This is a genomic window from Paenibacillus cineris (assembly GCF_018333335.1).
Lineage (GTDB): Bacteria > Bacillota > Bacilli > Paenibacillales > Paenibacillaceae > Paenibacillus_AQ > Paenibacillus_AQ favisporus.
The window spans coordinates 4,039,585-4,052,199 of record NZ_BORU01000001.1; the positions used below are offsets into that span (position 1 = coordinate 4,039,585).

General features: G+C 57.1%; 10 protein-coding genes. All 10 read right to left on the reverse strand.

The window, feature by feature from the left end; genetic code table 11:
• Positions 1 to 6: 6 nt before the first annotated feature.
• Positions 7 to 489 (reverse strand): peptide deformylase, encoded by a 483-nt coding sequence (gene def, locus KI379_RS18845; RefSeq protein WP_076169936.1) that lies wholly within the window; start codon positions 487 to 489, stop codon positions 7 to 9.
• A gap of 87 nt (positions 490 to 576) precedes the next feature.
• The gene (priA, locus tag KI379_RS18850) at positions 577 to 3,114 is read right to left on the reverse strand and encodes a primosomal protein N' (protein WP_212984790.1); all 2,538 of its coding nucleotides are present in this window, start codon (positions 3,112 to 3,114) and stop codon (positions 577 to 579) included.
• Between the two features lie 5 nt (positions 3,115 to 3,119).
• Complete coding sequence (gene coaBC, locus KI379_RS18855) at positions 3,120 to 4,346, reverse strand: bifunctional phosphopantothenoylcysteine decarboxylase/phosphopantothenate--cysteine ligase CoaBC (RefSeq protein WP_212984410.1); 1,227 nt, start codon at positions 4,344 to 4,346, stop codon at positions 3,120 to 3,122.
• A 160-nt stretch (positions 4,347 to 4,506) separates the two neighbouring features.
• Positions 4,507 to 4,731 carry a DNA-directed RNA polymerase subunit omega gene (gene rpoZ, locus KI379_RS18860; RefSeq protein ID WP_076169934.1) on the reverse strand — a complete coding sequence of 75 codons (225 nt, stop codon included), beginning with the start codon at positions 4,729 to 4,731 and terminating at the stop codon, positions 4,507 to 4,509.
• A 45-nt stretch (positions 4,732 to 4,776) separates the two neighbouring features.
• Entirely contained in the window at positions 4,777 to 5,349 is a 573-nt protein-coding gene (gmk, locus tag KI379_RS18865) for a guanylate kinase (protein WP_089548140.1), read from the reverse strand.
• A gap of 16 nt (positions 5,350 to 5,365) precedes the next feature.
• On the reverse strand, positions 5,366 to 5,626 hold the full coding sequence (gene remA / locus KI379_RS18870; protein ID WP_006209218.1) for an extracellular matrix/biofilm regulator RemA: 261 nt from the start codon (positions 5,624 to 5,626) through the stop codon (positions 5,366 to 5,368).
• Positions 5,627 to 5,684: 58 nt separating this feature from the next.
• On the reverse strand, positions 5,685 to 6,581 hold the full coding sequence (locus tag KI379_RS18875; protein WP_076169932.1) for a YicC/YloC family endoribonuclease: 897 nt from the start codon (positions 6,579 to 6,581) through the stop codon (positions 5,685 to 5,687).
• Between the two features lie 35 nt (positions 6,582 to 6,616).
• Complete coding sequence (locus KI379_RS18880) at positions 6,617 to 8,500, reverse strand: bifunctional homocysteine S-methyltransferase/methylenetetrahydrofolate reductase (RefSeq protein ID WP_212984411.1); 1,884 nt, start codon at positions 8,498 to 8,500, stop codon at positions 6,617 to 6,619.
• A 211-nt stretch (positions 8,501 to 8,711) separates the two neighbouring features.
• Positions 8,712 to 9,551, reverse strand: coding sequence for a diaminopimelate epimerase (gene dapF / locus KI379_RS18885; protein WP_145023716.1), 840 nt, complete (start codon positions 9,549 to 9,551; stop codon positions 8,712 to 8,714).
• Positions 9,552 to 9,630: 79 nt separating this feature from the next.
• Positions 9,631 to 12,426 (reverse strand): calcium-translocating P-type ATPase, SERCA-type, encoded by a 2,796-nt coding sequence (locus KI379_RS18890; RefSeq protein WP_076169929.1) that lies wholly within the window; start codon positions 12,424 to 12,426, stop codon positions 9,631 to 9,633.
• Between the last annotated feature and the right edge of the window lie 189 nt (positions 12,427 to 12,615).

Sequence of the window (12,615 nt, forward strand, 5' to 3'; positions counted from 1 at the left end):
CAGGCATTACTCCTTTCCGGCGCGTTCCGGCGTATACTCATACACTCTTTCTGCAATGTCGGTAAACAGCACGCCGTCCAAATGATCGATTTCGTGCTGGAAGCAGCGGGCCAGCAGGCCGGTGCCCGTAATCGTCACTTCCTTGCCGTTCTCATCCAGCCCTTTCACCGTAACCTGCTCGGCACGGCGCACGTCTCCGTTTAATCCGGGAATGCTCAGGCAGCCCTCCGGGCCGAACTGTTCGCCGTCCTTGGCTACGATTTCCGGGTTGACCATCTTGATCAGGCCGTGCTCATCGCCGACATCGACGACGATCAGTCTCTTCAAAATGCCGACCTGCGGCGCGGCCAGGCCAACGCCCTCCGCATCGTACATCGTGTCCGCCATGTCGTTCAGCAGCTTTTTGACATTAGGGGTAACTTCTTTCACTTCTTTAGCGGTTTTATGCAAAACCTCATCCGGTTCTTTCACAATAATTCGGATCGCCATGCTGACACCTTCCTTATCGGGTTCAAATATTCATTGTTGGTTATTCATCCATGATTCCATATGATGACGGTACGCCGCTTAAGAACGCTACATCAGCATTTGCGGGTCTACATCGATACTGATTTGAAGCTTCGGATTCTGCGCGGTATCCTCGAGCTGCTCGGCGGCTTCCCTGACCAGGCCGACAGCGTCGATGGTCCCACGCCATTTTATCATACATTGAAATCTGTATCTATTTTTTATCCGGGGCACAGGAGATGCCACCGGCCCCAGCACGTCAAAAGCGTCCGAGGTCAGCCGGTCCAGGCTGCCATACCAGCCCTTCTGCCGGGCTTTGCCCTGGAGGACGGATACCATGTTCTCCGCCATCCGGACAAGAAACGGCAGCTGCTCATGCGACAGCGTGACCAGAATCAGCCGGCAGTACGGCGGATAATGCAGGTTCCGCCGATGCTTCAGCTCCTCCCTGACAAACGAATCGTAATCGTGCCCGCTGGCGTGAATGATCGAATAATGATCCGGCGTATAGGACTGGATCATGACCTCCCCGGGGAGCTGGTGGCGGCCGGCACGGCCGGCGACCTGGGTCAGCAGCTGGAACGTCTTCTCTGCGGCCCGGAAATCCGGCAGGTTGAGCGCCGAGTCGGCCGTAATGACGCCGACCAACGTTACGTCCGGAAAGTCGAGCCCTTTGGCCACCATCTGGGTGCCCAGCAGCACGTCCGCTTTTTTGTCCCGGAACTGCTTCAGCAGCTTCTCGTGCGATCCCTTCTCCGTCGTGGTATCCACGTCCATCCGGATCACCCGGATCCCCGGAAACAGCTTCGCAAGCTCTTCCTCAACGCGCTGTGTACCGGTGCCGAAATAGCGGATATGCTCGCTTCCGCATTCCGGGCACACGGACGGCGCCGGCTCGGCATAGCCGCAGTAATGGCAGCGGAGGTTGTTCGATTTCTGATGGTACGTCAGCGAAATGTCGCATTCGGGGCAGCCGGCCACGTAGCCGCAGCTGCGGCACATGACGAACGTGGAGTAGCCGCGCCGGTTGAGCAGCAGCACGGTCTGCTCCTTGCGTTCCAGCCGGGCCGCAACCGCCTGATGCAGTGAACGGCTGAACATGGAGCGGTTGCCTTCTTTTAATTCTTCCCGCATATCGATGATTTGTACTCCCGGCAGCTCATTGCCGAGCGCCCGGGCCTTCATCTCGAGCAGCATTGGCGCAAACTCGTCGTTCGCCTGCGATCTCGCGGCATGGTAGCTCTCAAGCGAAGGCGTCGCCGAGCCCAGAATGACCGCCGCGCCGTGCTGCATCGCCCGCTGGACGGCCACGTCCCGGGCATGGTATTTCGGGCTTTCTTCCTGCTTGTACGACGTTTCATGTTCCTCGTCCATAATGATGAGCCCAATCTTGGCAAACGGCGCGAACACCGCCGATCTGGCGCCGATGGCAACGGCCGCCCGGCCTTCGCGGATTTTACGCCATTCGTCGTAGCGCTCCCCGCCCGACAGGCGGCTGTGCATGACGGCGACCTGGTCGCCGAAGCGCCCTTTGAACCGTTCCACCATCTGCGGCGTCAGCGAAATTTCCGGCACGAGCACGATGGCCTGCCGGCCCTGCGCAATGCAGCGCTGGATGCTCTGCAGGTAGATTTCGGTCTTCCCGCTGCCTGTAACCCCATGCAGCAGAAACACCCCGTGCCGCTGCGCATCGAGCACCGAGACAATACGGTCATAGGCGTTCTGCTGCTCCGCGGTCAGCGGCAGCGGATCGCTTGGCTTAAACCAGCGACCCCGGTAAGGATCCCTAAACGCTTCTTTGTCCTCAATCGTAATGTAACCCTTATCCGCCAGCCCTTTCACGGTCACGGCCGACACCTGCAGCGTCGCCAGGACATCCTTCAGCGCAAGCGGAAGCATCTCTTTCATTTCCACAATAAACTGCAGCACCTCGCGCTGACGCTGTGCTTTCGGCGCGAACGACGCCAGCGCAGCCTCCGCTTCGTCCGGCGTTACCGCCAGATCGACGGCTTTCAGCGTCTTGATCTGCAGCTTGTCCTTGATGGATTGGTTTTCCTGCAGCACGCCCCGGCGCAGCAGCGATTTGATCACCGGTGCGCTGTCCGGAAACTGTCTGCTCAGCTGCTTGGAGGTGACCTCACCCTTTTTTTCGACGAAATCAAGAATCGCCCGCTCGCCACCGGAAGGCTCCAGTTCCAATTCGAACAAGCCGCCGGAATACAAATCCTCAGCCTCCTTCGGCTGCGGGGTTCCGAGCGAGATAAACCGTTCGGCCTTGCCCTTGAGGGCCGTAGGCACCATGACCTGAAGCGCCGTAATCATCCGGCAGGCATACCTGCGGCTCATCCACCCGGCCAGTTCAACCAGCTCTTCGGACAGCGGCGGAATGACGTCGAGCACTTCCTGGATGGCCTTAAGCTTCATGCCGGCAGCCGCCGGCTCCGGCTCAAGGCCGACCACGAATCCCTGGACCGTGCGGTGGCCGAACGGCACACCTACCCGGCTTCCCACCTCGATCCATGCCCGCATGGATTCGGGAATGAGATAGTCAAAGGGACGGTCGGTATCACGCACCGGGACGTCGACGATCACCTTTGCCACACGCATCTCCATCAGGACAAAGCCCCGTTCATCCGGGCCGCAGCGATCGTCAGCAGGCGCCGGGCCACTTCGTCCTTGGTCATTACGGGCATTTGTTCGACCAGTCCGCCGGCATCGTACACCTGAACGATGTTGGTATCGGATCTGAAGCCGGCTCCCTCCGCCGTTACGTCATTGGCCACGATCAGATCGGCGTTTTTCCGTTTCAGCTTATCCTGGGCATATTTCTCCACATCATTCGTCTCAGCTGCGAATCCGATCAAAAACTGCTTTGTCTTCGTCTTGCCGAGCTCCTCCAGAATATCCACCGTTTTGACGAGCTCGAGCGTCATCGTATCCCCCGACTTTTTCATTTTGCTTGCGGCCGTCACCTTCGGACGGTAATCCGCAACAGCCGCCGCCTTGATGACCAGGTCGCTGTCCTCCCAATGTTCCAGCACCGCCCGGTACATATCCTCTGCGGACTGGACTTTCACCGCGTCCACGTCCGAAGGGGGCTCAACGTCCGTATGGCCGTAAACGACATGCACCTCCGCGCCCATGTCTTTGGCGGCCTTGGCGATGGCAAACCCCATTTTCCCGGAAGAATCGTTGGTGATGTAACGCACCGGGTCGATCCGTTCAACCGTTCCGCCCGAGGTGACGATGACCTTTTTCCCGCGGAGCAGACCCTGCCCTTGTACGGATTCATTGCGAGCCGTAAAAAAGCGCTCCACCACCTGGACGATCGTTTCCGGCTCCTCCAGCCGTCCCTTGCCCACATAGCCGCAGGCAAGCAGTCCTTCGCCGGGCTCGATCATCATCACGCCCCGGGACTCGAGCAGCCGCATGTTGGCCTGAACGGCCGGATGGGCATACATATGCACGTTCATGGCCGGTGCGATCATGACCGGCGCCTCGGTGGCCAGCAGCGTCGTCGACAGCATGTCGTCCGCCAGACCATGGGCCATTTTTGCGATCATATTGGCTGTAGCCGGTGCGATGAGAACGAGGTCGGCCTCATCGGCCAAATGGATATGGGAGACAACGGATGGATCGCGCTCATCGAACGTGTCGCTGTATACCGGATTTTTGGACAGACTCTGAAAGGTCAGCTCCGTAATAAACTGCTTCGCCGATTCCGTCATGACCACGTGGACATCTGCGCCTTTTTGCACCAGCTTGCTGCACAGACTGGCCGCCTTGAACGCCGCGATTCCACCCGTCACGCCGAGCACGATGGTTTTGCCGGTTAACATACGATTTCCCCGCTTTCCGTTTCATTTAGATAGAGAAAAAAATACAACCTTGCGGTTGTATCTGGAAGACGTCTATACGCTCTTGCTGCAAACTTAATATGAGTTCTTGTTAGACCTGCCGCATAACAGCAGAAAAAGCCCCGTCCCGGGAAGAACAGGCTTACGCCTTATTCTCATCCCGTTCGGCGACCGGTTCCGGAATCACCCGAATCATATCCCCATAAATTTCCTCAAGCGCCACGCCCACGTATTTGTGGGATCTTGGATGCTTCAGGTCGGTCTTTGCGCCCTCGCGCAGCTGTCTCGCACGGCGGGAGGCCGCGACGACCAGCGAGTATTTACTGTCGACTTTATTCATCATTTCATCAATCGATGGGTACAACACTTGGCGACACCTCTTTTATTATTCTCAAATGGCTGCTGTCTTCGTTTATTGCTTGATTTTACAATGTTCGGCGATAATAATCGATTCTATTCGTTTGCAGGCGCAATCAATCTGATCATTAACCACCGCATAGTCATAATGCTGCATCAAATTGATTTCGTCAACCGCCACCGTCATGCGGTGGTCGATCGTCGCCTGGTTCTCCGTACCGCGCCCGATGATCCGGTCCTTGAGTTCGTCCAGAGAAGGCGGCAGCAGGAAAATAAATACCCCCTCGGGAAACTTCTGTTTGACCTGAAGGGCACCCTGTACCTCAATTTCCAGAATAATATCGTTTCCGCTCTCCAGCGTCTTCTCTACGAAATCGCGCGGCGTTCCGTAATAGTTCCCCACGTACTCCGCATACTCCAGGAGCTGGTCATTCTGCATCATATCCAGAAATTCGTCACGGGTTTTGAAAAAATAATTGACCCCGTTCACTTCTCCCTGGCGCGGACTCCGTGTCGTCGCCGATACCGAATAGACCAAATCCGGCAGCTTCCCGCGCAGCGCGCTGCACACGGTTCCTTTACCGACCCCGGAAGGTCCTGACAATACAAACAATATTCCTTTTGACATATTACTCCCCATCTTGTTATTCGTCATTATCGTCATCTTTGCTGGACAGGCGATGAGCCACCGTCTCTGGCTGCACCGCTGACAGGATGACATGGTCGCTGTCCGTAATGATTACGGCGCGCGTCCTGCGCCCATAGGTCGCATCGATCAGCATGTGGCGATCTCTTGCTTCCTGAATAATCCGCTTAATAGGCGCTGATTCGGGGCTTACAATCGAAATGATACGGTTAGCCGATACAATATTCCCGAAGCCGATGTTAATGAGTTTGATTGCCATATTCAGGTTCTTCCCCCTATTCATTTGACTCTCTCCTGTTTTCTGTCGAAATTGTGCCTTACTCTATATTGGCCAGTTGCTCTCTAATTTTTTCCAGCTCCGCTTTCATTTCGACAACACGGTTTACCAGAGTCAGATGATTGGCCTTGGATCCAATCGTATTGACTTCCCTGTTCATTTCCTGAATCAGAAAATCGAGTTTTCTTCCGACCGGTTCATCCGCACGAAGTAATCCTTTGCATTGCTCAAAATGGCTGTGCAGACGTATCAATTCCTCATCGATATTGCAGCGGTCTGCAAAAATAGCAATTTCCATGCCAAATTTATGTTCATCAAAAGCAAACGAACCGTCATTCAGTTCAGCCAGCCTTTGTCTGAGCTTATTGCGGTATTCTTCGACTACGCTGGGTGCGAGCTGTACCATTTCTCCGTGAAGCTTCTCCAGCCGGTTCAGGCGCTGCTCCACATCACGGGCAAGGAAGCTTCCTTCGGAAGTCCTCATCGCGACGAGTCCTTCCATGGCCTTTACAAGACCTTCTTCAAGCACGCGTCCCCACTCTTCAGGCTCCGGATCCTGGTTTGTCCCGACTTCCTCGGGTGTGAGAAAGACGCCCGGCAGGGACAGCAGGTCTCTTACCGTCAGTTCGCCGTTCAGGCCATGCCTCTCGGATACCTCACGCGCCGCCTCCATATAAGTATTGACGGCTTTATGATTTAACAAAACAGGCGGAGCGGTATTCTCTTCCGCCTCCTTGTTAATAAAGACATCGATCCGGCCGCGCTTGACAAACCGCTGTACCGTTCTTCTCAAAGGGTCCTCAAAGCGTGTCCATTCACGCGGCAGGCGTATGACCACTTCGCAGTATCGGTGGTTCACGGATTTCACTTCAATTTCCACTTTATACCCTCCGAAATGAAGGGCGGATTGACCGTAACCGGTCATGCTGAAAGACATCGGCACCACATCCATTACACTATTGTAATTGATAACTATCTGTGAAACAAGGGGGACTGCCGGCGTCCGGATTTCTCCCACACATGGCTGATGAGCTGGGCGCTCATCTCATACAGCATAAACGGCGTCATTAAGTAAATTCCGTTAAAATGCTCCATCGCCACGTCGAGCAGCTCTTTGGCAATGGCAACCCCCATGGCTCTTCCTTCTTCGCCTTCCAGGCCGCTCATCCGGCGGCGCACATCGTCCGAGAGCTGAATTCCCGGCACCTCGTTGTGCAGATATTCCGCATTGCGCCCGCTCGCCAGCGGCATGATGCCGAGGAAGATCGGAATGTCGAGGTGGCTCGTCGCTTCCTTCAGTGCGCGGATCAGCTCCGGATCGTACACCGGCTGGGTCATAATATAATCGGCGCCGGCAGCGATTTTGCGTTCCAATCGCAGCACGGCTTTATCGAGATGCTTCCCGTGAGGGTTAAACGCCGCGCCGACGACGAAGTTCGCCTTTTGCTTGAGCGGCTTGCCGGAGAAGGCGATTCCCTCATTTAACTGCTTGATCATTCGTATAATCTCAAAAGAAGTCAAATCGTATACGGAACTCGATCCCGGCAAATCCCCGAAGCGTGCGGGGTCGCCCGTGACAGCCAGCACGTGATCGATGCCAAGGGCGTCAAAGCCCATAAGGTGCGACTGCGTTCCGATCAGGTTGCGGTCCCGGCAGGCGATGTGCACCAGCGGGCGCATACCGGTCTGCGCCTGCACCAGATGGCCGAGAGCCATATTGCTCATCCGCGTAACCGCAAGCGAGTTGTCGGCGAGGGTCAGCGCGTCCGCCCCGGCATCCTTCAGCACCTGCGCCCCCTTCATAAATTTGGCGATATCCAAATCGCGGGGAGGGTCCAGCTCCACGATGACGGTGTGACGCTCTTTGACGAGGTCAACCAGGTTCGGGCTGCCGCCTTTGCCTTCACCGCCGCCGTCTGGCGCGAGATGTTCGTGAATTTCGATCGGGGCAGGGGCGATGTCAATCGGCCCGTACGTAATCGGCTGCGGCTCGTAGCCCTGAAGCGCCGACGAAATGGCCGCGATATGTGCGGGCGTCGTCCCGCAGCAGCCGCCGATGATCCGGGAGCCGAGATCGGCGAATTTCACCGCCATCTGGCCGAAATAATCCGGCTTGGCCCCGTACTGATATTCCCCATCCACATAATCGGCAACCCCGGCATTCGGATACACCGACATCGGCACGGACAAGTGGCCGCCGAGGGTCTTCATCGCGCTCATGATGCCGTTAGGGCCCGTGCGGCAGTTGAAGCCGATCACGTCCGCGCCCTGCTGCTGCATCATCCGGAAAGCTTCCGGCATCGTATAGCCGTCCAAGGTCCGGGCTACATCCTCAACCGCGAACTGGCAGATGACCGGCAGCGGGCTGAGCTTGCGCACGATAGACAAGGCCAGATACAGTTCTTCCACATCGTAGAAGGTTTCGAGCAGGATGCCGTCCACTCCTTCTTGCAGAAGGGCCTGAATCTGCTGCTCGAAATATTTCTTAAGCTCGGCCGTCGACACGTTGGTTCGTTTGCCGCCGCGGATGGAACCGATGGCTCCGACCACATAGCCGGCGGATCCCGCTACTTCCCGTGCAATCCGGACACCCGCCCGGTTGATATCCTCCACCTTCGACTCCAGGCCGTATTTGGACAGCTTGTCGAAGTTGGCCGAAAACGTATTGGTCTCAATGATTTGAGCCCCGGCTTCCACATAACGCCGGTGAACATCTTTGATGACCTCCGGAGAGGTCAGGTTCAGTTCTTCATAGGAAATTCCCACAGGAAAGCCCATTTGATATAGAAAAGTGCCCATCGCTCCGTCGCCGATCAGCACCTGTTGATCCCACGCTTGACGCAAATCCGGTTTCATGTTGGCTCCTCCACCCCGAAAAAGTAGTTTCACATTAATGTATCATAAATCGGCGCACAAGATAAGTCATAGAATCCTCCAGTTATTTTACTAGAGTCGGATTTGGACGATCTGCACAGCCAAGAAGCAGGAAAGCCCGGCGGATCGTATCCGCCGATACGCTCCCCGGGCTATTAAGGTGTTAACGCAGGTTTTTCAAAAGTCCGGGCGATTAAACGTCCTGGACGCTTCCCGTATACACGACAGCCGCAGGGCCGGTCATATAGACGTGGTTGTCTTTCTCGCTCCACTCGATGAACAGGTCTCCGCCTTTCAGCCGGATCGATGCCGACCGGTCGGTCAAACCGTTCAGCACGGAGGATACGAGGGTTGCACACGCCCCGGTTCCGCAGGCCAGCGTCGGACCGGCGCCGCGCTCCCAGACGCGCATGTCCACGGTACCGCGGTCCTTCACGGTCGCGAATTCGACGTTCACCTTTTTCGGGAATACCGGGTGCACTTCCAGCTTTGGTCCCCAGGTGGCGAGGTCGAAGTTCACCGCATCGTCCACGTAAATGACACAGTGCGGATTGCCCATCGACACGGCCGTAAACCGGAACTGCCGGCCGTCAGCCTCGATCGGCGCATCCACGACCGGGTTCGCGTCAATCGTCGTCGGTACGCTCAATCCGTCGAGCACGGGCTCGCCCATATCCACCGTGACGGTGGCGGCCAGGCCGTTGTCCACATGGATCGTTACCGGCTGCACGCCGGCTCCAAGCGTTTCGATCGTAATTTGCTCACTGCTGACATAGCCGTGGTCGTACACGTATTTTGCCACGCAGCGGATGGCGTTGCCGCACTGCTCCGCTTCCGAGCCGTCCGAGTTGATGATGCGCATGCGGAAATCCGCCTTCTCCGACGGCAAAATATATACCAGTCCGTCCGCTCCGATGCCGAAATAGCGGTCGCACCATTTCAAGGCGAGCTCTGCCGCGTTGTCCGGCAGAGCCTTCTCGCCGTAAATAACGATAAAGTCGTTCCCGAGTCCGTGCATTTTTGTAAATTCCATGGATGGTGCCACTCCTTTGTTATGCTAGCTTTTTACTGTCCACTAGCATACCTCAAAGGACCGGGCCGTGCTATTGACTTTATGCAGAAATGTTTGTACTTTTCGCCACGAGGCGGCCGCTTCCCCGCCGCTTGTTGCGTCTTCCGCCCCATACGCTGCCGATGCCCATCAGGAAGGTAGGCACGCCGGCGCCGACGATCGTAATGCACCATTCGCGGAAGCCGAGCGGCACGGTTTTAAAGATCGGCTGCAGCGGCTCGATGTACATGACGCCGAGCATGAGCAGGACCGAGGACAGCACCGCCAGCACCAGGTACTTGTTTTGCAGCGGGTTGCGGTGGAAGATCGATCTGGAGCTCCGGCAGTCGAACACGTGGATGAGCTGGGCCATAACGAGCGTGGCGAAAGCTACCGATTGGGCTTTGGTGACCTGAGCGGCGTTGTGCGGATCCACGCGGAGAGTGAGCCAGAACGCGCCGAGCGTGCACAGACCGATCAGGAAGCCGCGGCTGATGATTTTCCATCCCAGCCGGCGGGCGAATATATTTTCTTTGGCCCCGCGCGGCTTGTGCTCCATGAGGTCCTTCTCCGGCTGATCCACGCCCAGAGCCATCGCCGGCAGGCCGTCGGTCACGAGGTTGACCCACAAAATCTGGATCGGCAGCAGCGGCAGCGGCAGGGCGAGCATCATCGCAAAGAACATCGTCAAGATTTCGCCGACGTTCGATGCAAGCAAATACCGGATGAATTTGCGGATATTCTCATAGATGCTCCGGCCTTCCTCGATTGCCGCCACGATCGTCGAGAAGTTGTCGTCGCTCAGGATGAGCGCCGATGCTTCCTTGGTGACGTCGGTACCGGTAATGCCCATGGCAATGCCGATGTCCGCCGCCTTGATGGCAGGCGCATCGTTGACGCCGTCGCCGGTCATGGCGACGACATGGCCTTTGCGCTGCAGCGATTTGACGATGCGCAGCTTATGTTCAGGAGATACGCGCGAGTACACGTACACGTTGTCGACCTTCGCATCGAGCTCCTGGTCATCGATCTGCGACAGCTCCTGGCCGGACATGGCTTCGCCTCCGCGCGGCATAATGCCAAGCTGCTGGGCGATCGCCTCGGCAGTCGTGCCATGGTCGCCGGTGATCATCACCGTCTTGATGCCCGCGCGGCGGCAGGTGCTGATCGCATCGCGCACTTCGCGGCGCGGCGGATCGATCATGCCGGCGAGGCCGACGAAGACGAGCTGGCTCTCGGCGTCCGCTTCGCTGTCCAGCGAATCATGCGGGCGCAGGTCGCGGTATGCCGTCCCCAGCACGCGAAGCGCGGAGGAAGCCATCTCTTCGTTGGCGGCAAGCACCTTCTGCCGGAGCGTGCCGGTAAACGGCACAACGTTGCCTTCCCACAATATATAAGTGCACTGGTTCAACAGCACGTCGGGCGCGCCCTTGGTGCATAAAATTTTACCGCCCTGGTGGCTCACCACGACCGACATCAGCTTCCGTTCGGAATCAAACGGAAATTCCTTATCCCGCTGATACAGTGCCGACAAGGACTGCGTCGTCATCCCCATTTTGGAAGCGAGGGTAATGAGCGCCCCTTCGGTCGGATCCCCTTTCAGCTCCCATACCGGGCCTTGAGGCTCCTCCTTGCCTTTGCGCTTGCCGTGCGACTCCGGAGCCGCCGTTTCGTAAATTTCCGCGTTGTTGCACAGCGCGCTGATCTGGAGCAGCCTGCGCAGCCCCTGGTCGTTCTTCACGTCGACCGGCTTCTTCTCTTCGAGGATTTGTCCGGTTGGCGCATAACCGTCGCCGGTGACCTCCAGGCTTCTTCCCCCGACCCATACGCGAGTAACGGTCATTTTGTTCTGTGTCAGCGTTCCGGTTTTATCGGAGCAGATGACCGATGCGCAGCCCAGCGTTTCGACCGACGGCAGCTTGCGCACGATCGCTTTCCGCTTGATCATCCGCTGCACGCCGAGCGCCAGCGCCACGGTCACGATGGCAGGCAGTCCTTCGGGAATCGCCGCTACGGCCAGGCTGACGCCGGCCAGGAACATGCCGACGGCAGGCTGTCCATGCAAAATTCCGGCAACGACGACCATGACCGTAAGCCCCAGCGACAGGATGATGAGCATTTTGCCGAGCTGCTCCAGGCGGTGCTGAAGCGGCGTTTCCTGCGAGTCTGTATTCTGGATCAGATCGGCGATTTTCCCCATTTCCGTATCCATGCCGGTGCGTACGACAACGCCTTTGGCGGTCCCCCGCGTCATCATGGTTCCCATGAAGCCGGTGTTCTTCTGATCGCCAAGGGGCACGTCCGCTTCTTGAATAGGCTTGGCATGCTTGCCTACCGGCACCGATTCCCCGGTCAGCGCGGATTCTTCAATATAACAGCTGCTCGTTTCCAGCCAGCGGACATCGGCGGGCACACGGTCTCCGCTTTCCAGCAGAACAACGTCCCCGGGAACGAGCATTTTGGCCGGCACCTGAACTACCTTGCCTCCCCGAAGCACCTTCGCTCCCGGAGCGGACAGCTGCTTCAGCGCGCGCAGGGAGCGTTCCGCCTTGAACTCCTGGATGAAACCGAGGACCCCGTTCAGCAAAATGATGGCGATAATGGTGATGGCGTCCAGGTATTCGCCGAGGAGGCCCGAAACCAGCGTTGCCCCCATCAGCACCAGCACCATGAAATCTTTAAATTGGTTCAAAAATAAGGCCAAAGGAGAAATACGCTTTCCTTCCGAAAGCTCGTTCCATCCGTTTTTCTTCCGTCTTTCCTCCGCCTCTTCTTCCGAAAGGCCCTGATGCGGGTGAACGCCGAGGACATGCTGCAGTTCTTCCGCGTCCAACTGATGCCATTTTTTTTGTTCCATAGCTTCCCTTTCCCTCCCGGTCTTTGTGCGCTGCGGGTGTTCAACAGCTTTTCCACCTGTTCTATCGTAAATGTATTCGGACAGGGCCTAAAATATCACAAGCCTGGCCTCTTAAGTTTTTGGCCAAACTATGGCATCATAGTATGGAGGCAATCGTAACCAAGTACAGCGTAAAGATGGGAGATACAC